General features: G+C 56.0%; 15 protein-coding genes. 8 read left to right on the top strand and 7 right to left on the bottom strand.

Annotation, left to right across the window (positions count from 1 at the left end; translation table 11 throughout):
* Position 1 precedes the first annotated feature (1 nt).
* From mrdB to lipA, 7 genes are all read left to right on the top strand, one after another.
* Positions 2–1,114, top strand: a complete 1,113-nt coding sequence (gene mrdB, locus QQF33_RS06775; RefSeq protein WP_282493792.1) for a peptidoglycan glycosyltransferase MrdB — start codon at positions 2–4, stop codon at positions 1,112–1,114.
* A gap of 16 nt (positions 1,115–1,130) precedes the next feature.
* Positions 1,131–2,225 (top strand): endolytic peptidoglycan transglycosylase RlpA, encoded by a 1,095-nt coding sequence (gene rlpA / locus QQF33_RS06770; RefSeq protein WP_285157604.1) that lies wholly within the window; start codon positions 1,131–1,133, stop codon positions 2,223–2,225.
* 139 nt (positions 2,226–2,364) lie between these two features.
* Positions 2,365–3,576, top strand: a complete 1,212-nt coding sequence (dacA, locus tag QQF33_RS06765) for a D-alanyl-D-alanine carboxypeptidase DacA (RefSeq protein WP_282493794.1) — start codon at positions 2,365–2,367, stop codon at positions 3,574–3,576.
* Between the two features lie 108 nt (positions 3,577–3,684).
* Positions 3,685–3,948, top strand: coding sequence for a DUF493 family protein YbeD (gene ybeD, locus QQF33_RS06760; RefSeq protein WP_003022706.1), 264 nt, complete (start codon positions 3,685–3,687; stop codon positions 3,946–3,948).
* Positions 3,949–4,044: 96 nt separating this feature from the next.
* Complete coding sequence (lipB, locus tag QQF33_RS06755) at positions 4,045–4,686, top strand: lipoyl(octanoyl) transferase LipB (RefSeq protein ID WP_282493795.1); 642 nt, start codon at positions 4,045–4,047, stop codon at positions 4,684–4,686.
* A 299-nt stretch (positions 4,687–4,985) separates the two neighbouring features.
* Positions 4,986–5,939, top strand: coding sequence for a YbeF family transcriptional regulator (locus tag QQF33_RS06750; protein ID WP_282493796.1), 954 nt, complete (start codon positions 4,986–4,988; stop codon positions 5,937–5,939).
* Between the two features lie 207 nt (positions 5,940–6,146).
* On the top strand, positions 6,147–7,112 hold the full coding sequence (gene lipA, locus QQF33_RS06745; protein ID WP_282493797.1) for a lipoyl synthase: 966 nt from the start codon (positions 6,147–6,149) through the stop codon (positions 7,110–7,112).
* Positions 7,113–7,192: 80 nt separating this feature from the next.
* Here lipA and tatE read toward each other — a convergent pair whose 3' ends face one another.
* Positions 7,193–7,396: a twin-arginine translocase subunit TatE gene (gene tatE, locus QQF33_RS06740; RefSeq protein WP_095281210.1), complete on the bottom strand. Its 204-nt coding sequence runs from the start codon at positions 7,394–7,396 to the stop codon at positions 7,193–7,195.
* A gap of 127 nt (positions 7,397–7,523) precedes the next feature.
* Complete coding sequence (locus QQF33_RS06735; RefSeq protein ID WP_285148731.1) at positions 7,524–8,312, bottom strand: deaminated glutathione amidase; 789 nt, start codon at positions 8,310–8,312, stop codon at positions 7,524–7,526.
* 66 nt (positions 8,313–8,378) lie between these two features.
* Here QQF33_RS06735 and crcB point away from each other — a divergent pair, with 66 nt between their 5' ends.
* On the top strand, positions 8,379–8,762 hold the full coding sequence (gene crcB / locus QQF33_RS06730) for a fluoride efflux transporter CrcB (RefSeq protein WP_282493799.1): 384 nt from the start codon (positions 8,379–8,381) through the stop codon (positions 8,760–8,762).
* A 221-nt stretch (positions 8,763–8,983) separates the two neighbouring features.
* Here the strand turns inward: crcB and cspE are convergent, their stop codons facing one another.
* The 5 genes from cspE to QQF33_RS06705 all read right to left on the bottom strand — a co-directional run bounded on the left by cspE (position 8,984) and on the right by QQF33_RS06705 (position 15,681).
* Positions 8,984–9,193 carry a transcription antiterminator/RNA stability regulator CspE gene (gene cspE, locus QQF33_RS06725; protein WP_000034826.1) on the bottom strand — a complete coding sequence of 70 codons (210 nt, stop codon included), beginning with the start codon at positions 9,191–9,193 and terminating at the stop codon, positions 8,984–8,986.
* Between the two features lie 190 nt (positions 9,194–9,383).
* Positions 9,384–9,959, bottom strand: coding sequence for a lipid IV(A) palmitoyltransferase PagP (pagP, locus tag QQF33_RS06720; protein ID WP_390888463.1), 576 nt, complete (start codon positions 9,957–9,959; stop codon positions 9,384–9,386).
* 162 nt (positions 9,960–10,121) lie between these two features.
* Positions 10,122–13,226 carry an efflux RND transporter permease subunit gene (locus QQF33_RS06715; protein ID WP_285157603.1) on the bottom strand — a complete coding sequence of 1,035 codons (3,105 nt, stop codon included), beginning with the start codon at positions 13,224–13,226 and terminating at the stop codon, positions 10,122–10,124.
* Positions 13,223–14,428, bottom strand: coding sequence for an efflux RND transporter periplasmic adaptor subunit (locus tag QQF33_RS06710; protein ID WP_285148728.1), 1,206 nt, complete (start codon positions 14,426–14,428; stop codon positions 13,223–13,225). Before QQF33_RS06710 ends, QQF33_RS06715 begins: the two co-directional genes overlap by 4 nt.
* Complete coding sequence (locus QQF33_RS06705) at positions 14,425–15,681, bottom strand: TolC family protein (protein ID WP_285148727.1); 1,257 nt, start codon at positions 15,679–15,681, stop codon at positions 14,425–14,427. The genes QQF33_RS06710 and QQF33_RS06705 overlap by 4 nt, the downstream gene beginning before the upstream one ends.
* Between the last annotated feature and the right edge of the window lie 7 nt (positions 15,682–15,688).

The following is a 15,688-nucleotide window of genomic DNA, read 5'->3' as shown; positions in this document are numbered from 1 at the left end:
CATGACGGATAATCCAAACAAGAAATCGCTGTGGGATAAAATCCACATCGACCCGGCCATGCTGCTGATCCTGCTGGCATTGCTGACCTACAGCGCCCTCGTTATCTGGAGCGCCAGCGGCCAGGACATCGGCATGATGGAGCGCAAGATCGGCCAGATCGCCATGGGCCTGGTGATCATGGTAGTGATGGCGCAAATCCCGCCGAGAGTGTACGAAGGCTGGGCGCCCTACCTCTATTTCATCTGTATTATTTTGCTGGTCGCGGTGGATGCCTTCGGGGCGATTTCAAAAGGTGCGCAGCGCTGGCTGGATCTCGGCATTGTGCGTTTCCAGCCCTCGGAAATCGCGAAAATCGCCGTCCCGCTGATGGTCGCGCGCTTTATCAACCGCGACGTCTGCCCGCCATCGCTGAAAAATACCGCCATTGCGCTGGTGCTGATCTTCCTGCCGACGCTGCTGGTCGCGGCGCAGCCTGACCTCGGAACGTCGATTCTGGTCGCCCTGTCCGGTCTGTTCGTGCTGTTCCTGTCGGGCTTAAGCTGGCGCTTGATCGGCATTGCGGTGGTGCTGGTGGCCGCCTTTATCCCGATACTGTGGTTCTTCCTAATGCACGACTATCAACGTCAGCGCGTCATGATGTTGCTCGATCCGGAAACCGATCCGCTGGGCGCGGGCTATCATATTATTCAGTCTAAAATTGCGATTGGCTCGGGTGGTCTGCGCGGCAAAGGCTGGCTGCACGGCACGCAGTCGCAGCTGGAGTTCTTGCCGGAACGCCACACGGACTTTATCTTCGCGGTTCTGGCCGAGGAGCTGGGCCTGGTCGGTATCCTGATTTTGCTGGCCCTCTACCTGCTGCTGATCATGCGCGGTCTGTGGATTGCCGCGCGCGCGCAGACCACCTTCGGTCGCGTGATGGCGGGCGGGTTGATGCTGATCTTATTCGTTTATGTCTTCGTAAATATTGGTATGGTGAGTGGAATTCTGCCTGTCGTGGGCGTCCCGCTGCCGCTGGTGAGCTACGGAGGCTCGGCACTGATCGTGTTGATGGCCGGGTTTGGGATAGTGATGTCTATCCACACCCACAGAAAAATGTTGTCCAAAAGCGTATAACAATAAGGGGATCGCCATGCGTAAGCAGTGGCTGGGTATCTGCATCGCAGCAAGTTTACTTGCAGCTTGTTCCAGTGATGATGGTCAGCAACAGGCGACCATCGCGCCGCCGCAGCCTGCGGCCTGTACCGGTCCGGTAGTTGAAATCAGCGGCGCGGACCCTGTCTTCGAACCGCTGAATGCGACCGCGAATCAGGATTATCAGCGCGACGGCAAGAGCTATAAAATCGTTCAGGACCCGTCTCGCTTCAGCCAGGCCGGGTTTGCCGCCATTTATGACGCAGAGCCCGGCAGCAATCTGACCGCCTCTGGTGAAGCCTTCGACCCGGCGCAGATTACCGCCGCGCACCCGACGCTGCCGATCCCAAGCTATGTGCGTGTCACTAACCTCGCCAACGGTCGTATGATTGTGGTGCGCATTAACGATCGTGGCCCTTACGGCAACGACCGCGTGATTTCCCTCTCCCGCGCGGCCGCCGATCGTCTGAATACCTCAAACAACACCAAAGTGCGCATCGACCCGATTATCGTGGCGCAAGACGGTACGCTGTCTGGCCCGGGAACCGTGTGTACGACGGTGGCGAAACAAACTTATGCCCTGCCCGCCCGTCCGGATTTGAACAGCGGAATGGGTAGCGCAACCTCGATGCCGCAAGACACCACGCCGCAGAACAATGTCCGCGCTATCAGCAACGACACGCTGAAAAGCGACGATTCTATGGGCGCGCCGGTAAGCAGCAGCGGTTTCCTGGGCGCACCGACGACGCTGGCCTCTGGCGTGCTGGAAGGCAGCGAGCCGACACCTGCACCGGTTGTGGCTCAGCCCGCGCCGGTCACAGCGCCTGCGACCAACGCCGTCACCCCACCTGCAGCGACCTCTGGCAGCGGCAATTTTGTCGTTCAGGTCGGTGCGGTGAGCGATCAGGCGCGCGCGCAGCAGTATCAGCAGCAGCTGAGCCAGAAGTTTGGCGTGCCGGGGCGCGTTGAGCAAAACGGGGCCGTCTGGCGTATCCAGATGGGACCCTTTGCCAGCAAGTCGCAGGCCGCTTCATTGCAGCAGCGTCTGCAAAATGAAGCTCAGTTACAGTCGTTTATCGCTGTTGCGAAGTAATTAATCGGCGGTATCCGAATTGTCAGCTTGTGTAACCAACGTTCACAAACTCACGCTGAAAGTCGGATGCCTGCCTGTATAGCTTTTGCTATAGTAAGGCACTTTTTTTAATTCCATCACGGATGTCGTAGTTCTGACCATGAAGACCACTCTCTCCGCTCGATTTTTGCAGCGCATGGCGCTGACCACGGCCCTTTGCGCAGCCGCTTTTTCAGCCGCTCACGCCGATGACCTGAACATCAAGACCATGATCCCTGGCGTTCCGCAGATTGACGCGGAATCCTACATCCTGATCGACTACAACTCCGGCAAAGTGCTGGCAGAACAGAACGCTGATTCGCGCCGTGATCCTGCGAGCCTGACCAAAATGATGACCAGCTACGTCATCGGCCAGGCAATGAAGGCGGGTAAATTCAAAGAGACGGATCTCGTCACCGTGGGTAACGATGCCTGGGCAACCGGCAACCCGGTGTTCAAAGGCTCTTCCCTGATGTTCCTGAAACCAGGCATGCAGGTACCGGTTTCTCAGCTGATCCGCGGTATCAACCTGCAGTCCGGTAACGACGCCTGTGTGGCGATGGCCGATTTCGCAGCCGGTAGCCAGGACGCCTTCGTGGGCCTGATGAACAGCTACGTTTCCGCCCTGGGCCTGAAGAACAGCCACTTCCAGACCGTTCACGGCCTGGACGCAGACGGCCAGTACAGCTCCGCGCGCGATATGGCGCTGATTGGCCAGGCGCTGATCCGCGACGTACCGAACGAATACACCATCTATAAAGAAAAAGAGTTCACCTTCAACGGCATCCGTCAGACCAACCGCAACGGTCTGCTGTGGGATAACAGCCTGAATGTGGACGGCATCAAAACCGGCCATACGGATAAAGCAGGTTACAACCTGGTGGCATCCGCAACCGAAGGCCAGATGCGTCTGATCTCCGCCGTGATGGGTGGTCGTACCTTTAAAGGTCGTGAAACTGAAAGTAAAAAACTGCTGACCTGGGGCTTCCGTTTCTTCGAAACCGTGAATCCGCTGAAAGCCGGTAAAGAGTTCGCGTCAGAGCCGGTGTGGTTTGGCGATAACGATCGCGCGTCCCTGGGCGTAGATAAAGATCTCTACCTGACCATTCCTCGTGGCCGCATGAAAGACCTGAAAGCCAGCTACGTGCTGAACACCAGCGAACTTCACGCGCCATTGCAGAAAAACCAGGTGGTGGGCACCATCAACTTCCAGCTGGACGGCAAAACCATCGACCAACGTCCGCTGGTGGTGCTGGATGAAATTCCTGAAGGCAATTTCTTCGGCAAAATCATTGATTACATTAAATTGATGTTCCATCACTGGTTTGGTTAAAAATTGAACACTTGAAAGTGTGATTTTGATCCCCATATACTAGGTATCCTGATAACTCCCACCCGCACGTGGGAGTTATTATTTTTTTGATGTAATGCCGGAGCTGACATGAAAACCAAACTTAACGAACTGCTTGAATTCCCTACCCCGTTTACTTACAAAGTAATGGGTCAGGCGTTGCCGGAGCTGGTTGACCAGGTGGTTGAAGTGGTACAGCGCCATGCGCCGGGTGACTACTCTCCGACGGTAAAACCAAGCAGCAAGGGCAACTACCACTCGGTTTCCATCACCATCACGGCCACCCATATTGAGCAGGTCGAGACCCTTTACGAAGAGCTCGGCAATATCGACATCGTCCGTATGGTGCTGTAGTCCCCTCGTGGTTACCCGCTTTGCCGGGTAACCCGCTTCTCCTCTGTGATATACTTCTCCCCACCTTAAGTCGCTACCTCCCCCGGAGTTGCTGTTTTGTATCAGGATAAAATTCTTGTCCGCCATCTCGGGCTGCAACCTTATGAGCCTGTCTCTCAGGCTATGCATGATTTCACTGACTCACGCGATGAGACGACCCCCGACGAGATTTGGCTGGTCGAGCACCTGCCGATTTTCACTCAGGGCCAGGCGGGTAAAGCAGAGCATGTGCTGGTTCCCGGCGATATTCCCGTTATTCAGAGCGACCGCGGTGGCCAGGTGACCTATCACGGGCCGGGCCAACAGGTGATGTATGTCCTGCTGAACCTGAAACGCCGCAAACTTGGTGTTCGCGAGCTGGTGACCCTGCTGGAAAATACGGTGGTTAACACTCTGGCAGAATACGGCATCGACGCGCATCCGCGTGCAGACGCACCGGGCGTGTATGTCGGAGAGATGAAGATCTGTTCGCTGGGTTTACGTATCCGCAAAGGGTGCTCATTCCACGGTCTGGCGCTCAATATCAATATGGATCTTTCGCCTTTCCTGCGCATCAATCCCTGTGGCTACGCGGGAATGGAAATGACTCAAATGGGTCAGTGGGTAGAAAATGTCACCCCCGATATTATTCGCCCAAGGCTTGTCAGTAATCTTTTAGCGCTGCTAAACAATCCACCGCACGAATATATTACCGCTTAATATATTATACATACTGGTCCATTTATTTGATGGACCTTCACCTATTTCCCGCTTTTTGGCTTTACAATAATCCATTGTTTCTATATTTTCGAAGCGCTTGAGCAGGTTTACTTATTTTGCCGCGTTTAATTTCAGTGCGTGAATACCACCTTGCGAATTGACCTTCACTTGATTGAAAATTACTCAGCTAGTTGATTTTCTTAAACAATTGAAATCCACAAAATACTTTACCGATCACAACAAGCACAATATATAAATTCAACTATCATTCATATTGTGAATGAATACGGAGTGAGAGCGTGGATTATAATAATTTACCAGCTAAACGACTGAATGAGCCCGGTGGCCAGGACAAGCCGCAAGTGTTTCGGACTTTACGTAATATTGACCTCAATTTATTGACGATCTTTGAGGCAGTATATGTCCACAAGGGTATCGTTAATGCTGCGAAAATTCTTAATCTCACCCCGTCAGCAATTAGTCAGTCTATTCAGAAATTGCGCGCCATATTTCCTGATCCGCTGTTTATTCGTAAAGGTCAGGGCGTCACGCCAACCGCTTACGCCACGCACCTCCACGAGTACATCAGCCAGGGCCTGGAGTCGATTCTCGGCGCGCTGGATCTCACCGGCAGCTATGACAAACAGCGGACAATCACCATCGGCACCTCGCCTTCCGTTGGCGCAATGGTATTACCAATTATCTATCAGGCTGTGAAGCGTGAAGCGCCTCAGCTCCTGCTGCGCAACATTCCGGTTCTTGACACAGAAACTCAGCTTGCGCAGTTCCAGACCGATCTGATCGTCGACAGCAACGCCATTGGCGCCCGCTCGTTGGCGCACAGCGTGCTTTATGCCGACGGGCTGCTGCTGGTCTGCCGTAAAAACCATCCGGCGCTCAACCATCCAGCGACCGCTGAGAATTTGCGCGAGCACGAATACGCGCTGTTCATGAACGACGGGCAGAACCTGAATCAGCTCCATCTGCGCATCAACGAGCTCTTCCCGGACCGCCAGATTAGCTTCAGCAGTTACAATATGTTCACGATTGCCGCGCTGATAGGCAGCAGCGATATGCTGACGATTATGCCTTCGCGCCTGTTCGGTCTGCTCCGTCAGTGCTGGCCGCTGGACCAAATCCCCTATGCACCACTGAATGCGGAATCTATTGAGATCTCGCTGCATTACAATAAACTGAGCCTGCGCGACCCGGTTCTGGAGAATGTGATTAATATTATCCGCCAGGCGTTTTAACGCTGCCCTTCCTCGCAGGTCCGCGCCCCGCAGGGGGCAAAGGGCACAAAACAACAACTATTTTACAATTTGGCGACCTCACAGGCTGCTTTATCGCCCTTATCAATGATATACTGCCTGTCGTTCGTTCAAAAATAGTTGATAAATACAACATTCCCTTGAATTGAAACGCTTTCCCTCGAATTTCGCAACTGGAACACGCACGCTATGAGTAAACCCATTGTGATGGAACGCGGTGTTAAGTACCGCGACGCCGATAAAATGGCCCTTATCCCGGTTAAAAACGTGGCTACAGAGCGCGAAGCGCTGTTAAGAAAACCGGAATGGATGAAAATCAAACTTCCGGCTGACTCGTCACGCATCCAGGGTATCAAAGCGGCGATGCGTAAGAACGGCCTTCACTCCGTCTGTGAAGAGGCCTCTTGCCCTAACCTTGCGGAATGTTTCAACCACGGTACGGCCACCTTCATGATCCTGGGCGCGATTTGCACCCGTCGCTGCCCGTTCTGCGACGTGGCACACGGTCGCCCGGTGGCGCCAGACGCCAATGAGCCACTGAAGCTGGCTCAGACCATTGCCGACATGGCGCTGCGCTACGTGGTGATTACCTCCGTTGACCGTGACGATCTCCGCGACGGCGGTGCTCAGCACTTTGCTGACTGCATCAGCGCCATTCGTGAGAAAAGCCCAACCATTAAGATTGAAACTCTGGTGCCTGACTTCCGTGGTCGTATGGATCGCGCGCTGGATATTCTCACCGCTACCCCGCCAGACGTCTTTAACCACAACCTGGAAAACGTGCCGCGCGTATACCGTCAGGTGCGTCCGGGTGCAGACTACAACTGGTCGCTGAAGCTGCTGGAACGCTTTAAAGAAGCGCATCCGCACATTCCAACCAAATCAGGTTTGATGGTCGGTCTGGGTGAAACCAATGCCGAAATCATCGAAGTGATGCGCGATCTGCGTCGTCATGGCGTGACCATGTTGACCCTGGGCCAGTATCTGCAGCCGAGCCGTCACCACCTCCCGGTGCAGCGCTACGTCAGCCCGGATGAGTTCGATGAGATGAAAGCCGAAGCGATGGCGATGGGCTTCACCCATGCCGCCTGCGGCCCGTTCGTTCGCTCGTCTTACCATGCCGATATGCAGGCGAAAGGCGAAGAAGTGAAGTAATAATTTATTACACTTCAGGCATAAAAAAACCGGCTATTACGCCGGTTTTTTTCTTTCCAGAGATCTGGAAGGAATAGCCATTACTCTTTGTGCGACAGCTTCTCAGCCGGGACTTCATCATCTGCGGTTTTCTTCGCAGAAGAATCATCGTCATTCATCGCTTTTTTGAAGCCTTTAATGGCGGTACCCAGGTCTCCGCCCAGCGTACGTAACTTCTTGGTACCAAACAGCAGGACGACCAGCGCCGCAACTACCAGCAGTTTAGTAATACTAATCTCACCCATAGATACCTTCTTCACATAAAACAGGCTGCAAACAGCGCCAGAAAACCTGATGTTATTAACGGATATTCGACGCGCGCACACAATAGCAATCTGTAACAAGGTGAATCAAGCTCTGATGAAAAAAACATCACAATAATTGCGGTGGCGCAAAGCGTCGGTTGTTAAGAACCGGCAATTGCCGCCGCGCTTGTGTCACCCGCTCGCGGTCAATTTCAGCCATCAGCAAGGCCGGGGCTTCTGCCGCCGCGGCAATAGTCACACCCAGCGGGTCGATAACCCGGCTCTGACCGATATTCTTGTTACCACACTCTCCCGCCGCGACGATATAGCAGGTGGTGTCCAGCGCCCGCGCCGCCAGTAGCGTTGCCCAGTGATGCTCTTTGAGCGGCCCTTTGACCCACGCGGCAGGCAAGACCAGCACTTCCGCTCCCGCCAGGGCCAGATTCAGCGCCATCTCCGGGAAGCGCAAATCGTAGCAGGTCATCAGCCCCAGCCTGAACCCTCCGACGTCAATCAGCGGCGGGATCTGGTGGCCCCGATCGACCAGCCGTGATTCCTGAATACTAAACGCATCATAGAGATGGAGCTTGGCGTACTGTTCAATGACTTTCCCTTCGCGCAGCACCACCAGCGTATTCGCCGCCCTGCCCGGCGTCGTCGGCACATGGACGGTCAGCACCGTGGTGAGATCATTGCGAAGGCTTTCTGCCAGCAGCCGCTGCAAAAAACCGCCCTCAAGAGATTGCGCAGACTTTACCGAGAGATCCGGATCGTTGTCATCACGCGCCAGCAGCGCTTCAGGCAGCACTAAAAGCGCTGCTCCCTGACGTGCCGCCTGTGCCATTAAGGCGACGCACTGGCGGGCATTCTCTTCCCAGTCAGCCGTTACCGCGAACTGCCCAACCGCAACATACATATTTTCCCCCAGCATCAGTTAGCGATACACTTAAACCCTTACTCATTCAAATAGCAGGAATTGACTGTGTTACAACTCCTTTTAGCCGTCTTTATTGGCGGCGGCACGGGTAGCGTTGCGCGATGGTTTCTCAGCATGCGTTTTAACCCGATGCATCAGGCCATCCCGATGGGTACGCTTGCCGCAAACCTGATCGGTGCCTTTATCATTGGTATGGGCCTGGCGTGGTTTAACCGCATGACCAATATCGACCCTATGTGGAAGGTTTTGATTACCACCGGTTTTTGCGGCGGATTAACCACCTTTTCCACCTTCTCGGCGGAAGTGGTTTTCCTGTTCCAGGACGGACGATTTGGCTGGGCGTTAACCAACATCGCCGTCAATATGCTCGGTTCTTTTGCGATGACCGCCCTCGCATTTTGGCTATTTTCTGCCGCCAGCGCGCACTAAGACCCGGCGCATTAATGTTAGCTTAATTTTTCTCTGTCACTCTTGTCGACAAACCGACCAGGGGTGATGAAATGAAAGAGAAAGTGATGAGCGCGGGCATGGTGTTACTGAGCGTACTGATCGTCGCCAGCTTTTTGAAAATCTATCTGTTTTAGCTAAAAAAAAGCCAAAAAAAACCCGCTCAATGAGCGGGTTTTGGATTTCTTGCTGAACGGCTCGAATTACAGAGCAGTTACGTTAGCAGCAGAAGGACCTTTGGCACCGTTAGTGATTTCGAACTCAACGCGCTGGCCTTCAGCCAGGGTTTTGAAACCATTAGTCTGGATTGCAGAGAAGTGTACGAACACGTCTTTGCTGCCATCTTCCGGAGTAATGAAACCGAATCCTTTGGACTCATTAAACCACTTAACGTTACCTTTAATCTTAGACATCAAAATTACCTTTACATGAAAAATGGACACAAATGCTGTGTCGGGTATCAGTACAACAATTGTGGGGCGTTTTGTCCAGCGGATCTTTGTTAAAAAGTGACAAAAGTCGCGTTAATTTTATCGGCTGGCTGTTTGTTCTTTCCGATGTAAAAAGCGTGTATTTTTCAGCCAACCCTTTGTCATTTTTCAGTTAAAACTGGAAGCGCATCCAGGCAAAGTAAACGTTTCCGTTATTGTAAGTGCCCGGAATGTAGGTCATCTGGAAGGTTGCCGGACCATAGCCAATCGAGGCCAGGGGTAACAGCACAGGGATCGGGATGTATTTCCAGTTATCACGCGCCGTGAAGCCCGCCGTGTACCCCAGGCCGAGACGGAAATTGTCATCCGCCAGCGGGCGCCAGGTTTTCTCCCAGCCGTAGCCGCCAATCGGCTCCCATTTGTTATAGGAGTCTTTAAACGCCATCAGGTACAGGCCGTGCCAGTTACCCTCTTCATCCCAACGAGACTGACCGAAACCCGCGCCCCACGGGCGTTCGTTGTAGCGGTCCGTTTTCTCTTTGTCGTAGGCAAAGCGTGCATGCCAGGTGATCGCCGGGACGTAAAGGTCGTAATGTTCTGGTTCGTTCCAGGTTTGCGCCACGTTATCGGTGAAGGTTGAGAACCAGCCCTTTTCCGTCGCTTTATCGTCCGCCATCGCCGAAGACGATAACGTGAGCTGAGCAAAAATAAACAACAACACCAGATAAATATTATTTCTTAACGTCACGATGAAATTACCATTTATTGTATTCGGGGCGATCTTAACAAATTTTAATTAAATGAAAGCCCAATAACACCGGTTTAAATCCGAATTATTTAATTACAAAATGGGAATATTCCTAACGAATAGTCTGAATGCGCCCCGAAATATTCGAGGCGCATACAAAAACTAACGTTTATGTAACAATTTATACAAAGCGGGAATGACCAGCATAGATAATAAAGGTGCCGTCACCATGCCTCCGATCATCGGGGCAGCGATGCGCTGCATCACCTCCGAACCGCTGCCGCCGCCCCACATGATAGGTAACAGCCCTGCCATGATCGTCGCTACCGTCATCACCTTTGGCCGCACGCGCAGCACAGCACCTTCATGAATGGCGCGCATCAGCTGGGTGTTCCCGCCGCCGGGATATTTATCCAGCGCCTGATTGAGATACAGCACCATAATAACGCCAAACTCTGCGGCCACGCCGGCGAGAGCGATAAATCCGACCGCTCCTGCGACAGAAAGATTATACCCCAGCAGCCACAGCAACCAGACGCCGCCAATAAGCGCAAAGGGTAATGTCCCCATTATTAATAAGACATCTGAGATGCGATTAAACGTCAGCCATAACAGAATAAAGATAATCATTAGCGTTACCGGAAGCACCACTTTCAGTTTTTCCGTCGCACGCTCCAGATATTCAAATTGACCTGACCACGAGAGCGAAACGCCCTGCGGCAGTACCACCTGTTCGGCAACGCGCTGCTGCATCTCCTCCACCGCTGACTTCAAATCCCGCCCGCGCAAATCGACATAAATCCAGTTAGACAGGCGAGCGTTTTCGCTTTTCAGCATTGGCGGCCCCTCAGTCACCACGATATCCGCCAGCTCGCCCAGGGCGATCTGTCCTCCGCTGGCGGTGACCACCGGCAGCACGCGCAGTTTATCGACGTTATCGCGCAGGTCGCGGGGATAACGCACGTTGATGGGATACCGCTCGCGCCCCTGGATCACTTCGCCAATATTGTCGCCGCCCACCAGCGTCGAGACCATACTTTGCAGCTCATCGACCGAGACGCCGTAGCGCGCCGCTTTTTGCCGGTCGATACGAATATCGACATAGCGCCCGCCCGCCAGCCGCTCCGCCAGCGCGGAGGTCACGCCCGGCACCTGCTTAACGATCGATTCAATCTGCGACGCCACCCGTTCGATATCGGCAATAGTGTTGCCGTTCACCTTAATGCCTACCGGGCTTTTGATCCCTGTCGCCAGCATATCCAGACGATTACGGATTGGCGGCACCCAGACGTTGGCAATTCCCGGAACCGAGACAGTTTTATCCAGCTCTTCCACCAGTTTTTCCGGCGTCATGCCCGGCCGCCACTGGTCGCGCGGTTTAAAGTGGATGGTGGTTTCAATCATGGTCAGCGGGGCCGGGTCGGTCGCCGTCTCCGCCCGTCCGGCTTTGCCGAACACGCTGGCAACTTCCGGAACGCTTTTGATCAGGCGATCCGTCTGTTGCAGCAGGCGGCTGGCTTCGCGCGCCGAAATGCCCGGCAGCGTCGATGGCATATACAGCAGATCGCCCTCGTCCAGCGGCGGCATAAACTCGCTGCCCAGCCGACTGAGCGGCCAAAGCGTCACCAGTAAAAGCGCAAACGCCAGGGCCAGCGTGGTTTTGGGAAAGGTCAGCACTTTATCGAGCAGCGGTTCGTAGGCTCGAATCAAAAATCGGTTGATCGGGTTGGCTTTTTCGTCCGGAATTTTGCCGCGAATGAAATAGCCCATCAGCACCGGGATCAGCGTAATCCCGAGCCCGGCAGCCATCGCCATTGACCAGGTTTTGGTGAAGGCAAGCGGGGAGAACATCCGCCCTTCCTGTGCTTCGAGGGAGAAGACCGGAATAAACGACAGCGTGATGATCAGCAGACTGCAAAACAGCGCGGGCCCGACTTCAACCGCGGCCCGCTCGGCCAGATGCCAGTAATCCCCCGAGGACGGCTCCTGCTCAGGATGGTCGTGTCGCCACTGCTCCAGCACCTTGTGCATGTTTTCAATCATCACAATCGCGGCATCCACCATCGCCCCGATGGCAATCGCAATCCCGCCGAGCGACATGATGTTGGCGTTGATGCCCTGATAATGCATCACCACAAACGCGCCCAAAATGCCTAGCGGCAGAGAGACAATCGCCACCAGCGCCGAGCGGAAATGGAAGAGGAATAACGCACACACCAGCACCACCACCGCAAACTCTTCCAGCAGTTTGTGGGTCAGGGTTTTGACCGACTCTTCGATAAGCGTGGAGCGGTCATACACCGGAACAATCTCGACCCCTTCCGGCAGCGTTTTTTGCAGCGCCCGGAGTTTGTCTTTCACCGCATGAATGGTCTCCAGCGCATTCTGCCCGTAGCGCATCACCACTACGCCACCGGTCACTTCGCCCTCGCCGTTCAGCTCCGCCACCCCGCGTCGGATTTCTGGTCCGTAGCTTATCGAGGCGACATCGCTAAGCAGTACCGGTTTGCCCTCGCGCGAGGTCAACACCACGTTGCGGAAATCCTCGAGTGAGCGCAGATAACCGGTGGTTCGCACCATGTATTCCGCCTCGCCCATCTCCAGCAGCGCGCCGCCGCTCTCTTTATTCGCCGCCTGAATCGCACTCACCAGCTGCCCGTGGGTGATATTCAGGGCGCGCATTTTCTCGGGTGAGGCCACAATCTGATACTGGCGCACCATGCCGCCGATGCTGGCGACTTCCGAGACGTTGGGCACGGTTTTGAGCTCAAACTTGAGCGTCCAGTCCTGCAGCGCCCGTAAATCCGCCAGACTGTGTTTGCCGGTGCGATCGATCAGCGCATATTCATAGATCCAGCCCACGCCCGTGGCATCTGGCCCGAGAGAGACTTTCACCCCCGCCGGGAATTGCGACTGCACCTGGCTCAGATACTCCAGCACCCTTGAGCGTGCCCAGTAGAGATCGGTCCCGTCCTCAAACAGCACATAAACATACGCGTCGCCGAACATCGAAAAACCGCGCACGGTTTTCGCCCCCGGCACGGAGAGCATCGAGGTGGTCAGCGGCCAGGTCACCTGGTCCTCTATCACCTGCGGCGCTTTACCGGGGTAGCTCGCTTTGACGATCACCTGGACGTCAGACAGATCGGGCAGTGCGTCCAGCGGCGCACGTTGCACGGCCCACCAGCCCCACCCGGCCATGATCGCGGCGGCGAGGATCACCAGCAGCCGGTTGCGCAGCGAGGCGCGAATCACAGCGGCGATCATTTCGTCACCTCCGGCAGCGCGCTGCGCAGGCTGGCTTCCGAGTCGATCAGGAATTGCCCGGATGTCACCACGGCATCATTCTCTTTCAGGCCGGAGGTGATTTCTGTCCAGCCCCCTGCGCTCAGACCTGTCGTGACATTCACCGGACGGAAATAGCCGTCCCCCGTCGCCAGCAGCACCCGTTGAGATTCGCCGCTGTTAATCACCGCCTCTTCCGGGACGGCAAGCACCGCGGCACCATGCGTTTGGTTGGCGCGAGAAACATTGAGGAACATACCCGGTTTGAGCTTGTTGTCCGGGTTTTCCAGCACGATGCGCGCCTGCAGCGTGCGCGTGGTGGTCTCCATCTGCGGCAGCAGTTCGCTGACTTTGCCGTGGAAACGCTCGCCCGGCCAGCTTTCTGAGGTCGCGACCATCTCGCTGCCCACCGTCAGGGACTGCGCCTGGGTTTGCGGGTAATCCGCAACCAGCCAGACCGTATCCAGCGCCGCCATCTCAAACAGCGGCGCGGTGGCCGCCACCTGCGCCCCTTCCCGCACATCCAGTTTGACGACGTATCCTGCACGCTCGGCGCGCAGCGTTAAGCGGGTTTGCGGTTTGCCGCTGCGTTCGACGGCGCGAATGGTCTCTTCCGGCATAAACTGCAGTGCCAGCCGCTCCCGCGCCGCGCGGGTGAGCGACGCGTCACCGAGCTGGCGCACGGCCAGATACTCCTGCTGCGCTGTCGTCCACTGCGGAACCCAGATCTCCGCCAGCGGTTCTCCGGCTTTGACCTGCTGCTGCTGGGCGCGCACGTACAGTTTTGCGATCACCCCCGCAGCGGGAGCCGGATAGATTGTCAGACTGCGCTCATTGGTCGTTACCGTGGCGTAGGCGGAGAACGGCTGCGCGAGCTCGCGCTTCTGCGCTTTACCGGTTTTCATCCCCAGATTCTGCTGCTGTTGAGTGCTGATCCCCACGCCCGCTGCTGCTTTCTCTTCATCGGCGTAGCGCGGAACCAGATCCATATCCATAAACGGCGATTTGCCGGGCTTATCGAAACGCTGGCCGGGCATCATGGGATCGTACCAGTAGAGCACTTTACGCCCGGACAGTTTGGCCTCTTCGGGCGCGGCATGCATCGCACGCTGTCCGGCGTAATATCCACCGCCCGCCGCCAGCAGAACGGCCAGCGCGATCGCGCTCAGGGTGAGAGTTTTCATTGTGCGATCTCCTGCGGGATCAGCCATTGGATGGCCGCCCAGGTGCGCGCCATTTCGCGCTCGGCCTGGTTGGCAGCCAGTTCAGTGTCGAGCACGCTGCGACGCGCCTCGAGAAGTGACGGGAGTTCCGACTGCCCGGAGCGATACTGCGCGGCCAGCACCTCCAGCCGCTTGTGCTGCAAGGGCAAAATGTCATCGCGCTGGCGCTGCCACAGGGTCTGCGCGGCCTGATATTGCGCCACCAGCGACTGCACCTGCGCGACGTGCTCGCGCTGAATCAACGTCAGTTGATCCACGGCCTGCATCGAGCGCGAGACGTCTGCGGCGTAATCCTTGTCCTGCCTGCGCGACTGGAACAGCGGCAGGTCCACGGTGAACATCACCCCGGCCATGTCGTCATACCCTTCGGCGCGATGGGAGTAGAACACTTCGACGTCAACGTCAGGAATGGCCGCCACCGCCGATTGCGCCGAGCGCGCTTTCGCCGTTTCCGACTCACGCAGCGCAGCTTCCACTTCCGGATGGCGAGTGATCCCCTCCTCCAGCGTTTTTTCATCGGCAGGCAAACGCTGATAACGTGGGAGCGGGCCTTGCACCTCCGTGATGGATTGCCCGGTGAGCTGGAACAGACGGCTTTGCGCCAGCTGGACATCCCGTGTCGCGAGGGTCACTTTGTCGCGCATCGCGCTCAGGGTCATTTGCAGCGACAGCACGCTATCCGGCGCAGCACTTCCCGCGCCGACGCTCGCTTTTTGCGCGCCCTGCTGGCGTTCCGTTTCGCTCACCAGTTTTTTCGCGGTGGCGAGCGCCTGCTGTAAAAGCGCCAGATCGAGCCATGCCTGGGCCGTATCGCGCTGGAGCGCGGCGCGAATGGTTTCGGATTTCGCCTCCACGCCGCGGGCCTGCGCCTGCAGCGTCTGCGATTTGCGCTCCCGTTTTTCCGCGCTCACGTAGCTTTGCATGATGCCAATCCGCTGCATCGTCATCCCTTCGCGGGTAAAACGCTGGTCGTTACTGCCCTGAACGGGCACGTTTTCGATACCGAATTTGAGCTTAGGGTCGGGAAGCTGGGTGGCGGAATCCGCCATCATATCCAGGGCCTGCGCCTCATTGCGGCTGGCGGAAAGCTCGGCGGAATAGCGCTGGGCCTCGGTCAGGGTTTGCGCGAGCGTCCAGGGCTGCGCCTGAACCGCTGAGCTTAAAAAGCCGAGCAGCACCCCACCGAGCCACAGGCTCAGTGTTTGTGGTTTCATGGTGTGC

This window comes from Lelliottia wanjuensis, assembly GCF_030238365.1.
GTDB lineage: Bacteria > Pseudomonadota > Gammaproteobacteria > Enterobacterales > Enterobacteriaceae > Enterobacter > Enterobacter wanjuensis.
Note: the sequence above shows the minus strand (reverse complement) of the source record. Positions and strands in the feature narration are given on the sequence as shown.

What these genes read in the sequence shown, in the direction of transcription:
- QQF33_RS06715 (WP_285157603.1), bottom strand. Translation starts at nt 13,226, where the DNA reads ATGATCGCCGCTGTGATTCGCGCCTCGCTGCGCAACCGGCTGCTGGTG.
- mrdB (WP_282493792.1), top strand. Translation starts at nt 2, where the DNA reads ATGACGGATAATCCAAACAAGAAATCGCTGTGGGATAAAATCCACATC.
- tatE (WP_095281210.1), bottom strand. Translation starts at nt 7,396, where the DNA reads ATGGGTGAGATTAGTATTACTAAACTGCTGGTAGTTGCGGCGCTGGTC.
- dacA (WP_282493794.1), top strand. Translation starts at nt 2,365, where the DNA reads ATGAAGACCACTCTCTCCGCTCGATTTTTGCAGCGCATGGCGCTGACC.
- QQF33_RS06710 (WP_285148728.1), bottom strand. Translation starts at nt 14,428, where the DNA reads ATGAAAACTCTCACCCTGAGCGCGATCGCGCTGGCCGTTCTGCTGGCG.
- cspE (WP_000034826.1), bottom strand. Translation starts at nt 9,193, where the DNA reads ATGTCTAAGATTAAAGGTAACGTTAAGTGGTTTAATGAGTCCAAAGGA.
- QQF33_RS06735 (WP_285148731.1), bottom strand. Translation starts at nt 8,312, where the DNA reads ATGTATGTTGCGGTTGGGCAGTTCGCGGTAACGGCTGACTGGGAAGAG.
- QQF33_RS06705 (WP_285148727.1), bottom strand. Translation starts at nt 15,681, where the DNA reads ATGAAACCACAAACACTGAGCCTGTGGCTCGGTGGGGTGCTGCTCGGC.
- ybeD (WP_003022706.1), top strand. Translation starts at nt 3,685, where the DNA reads ATGAAAACCAAACTTAACGAACTGCTTGAATTCCCTACCCCGTTTACT.
- rlpA (WP_285157604.1), top strand. Translation starts at nt 1,131, where the DNA reads ATGCGTAAGCAGTGGCTGGGTATCTGCATCGCAGCAAGTTTACTTGCA.
- lipA (WP_282493797.1), top strand. Translation starts at nt 6,147, where the DNA reads ATGAGTAAACCCATTGTGATGGAACGCGGTGTTAAGTACCGCGACGCC.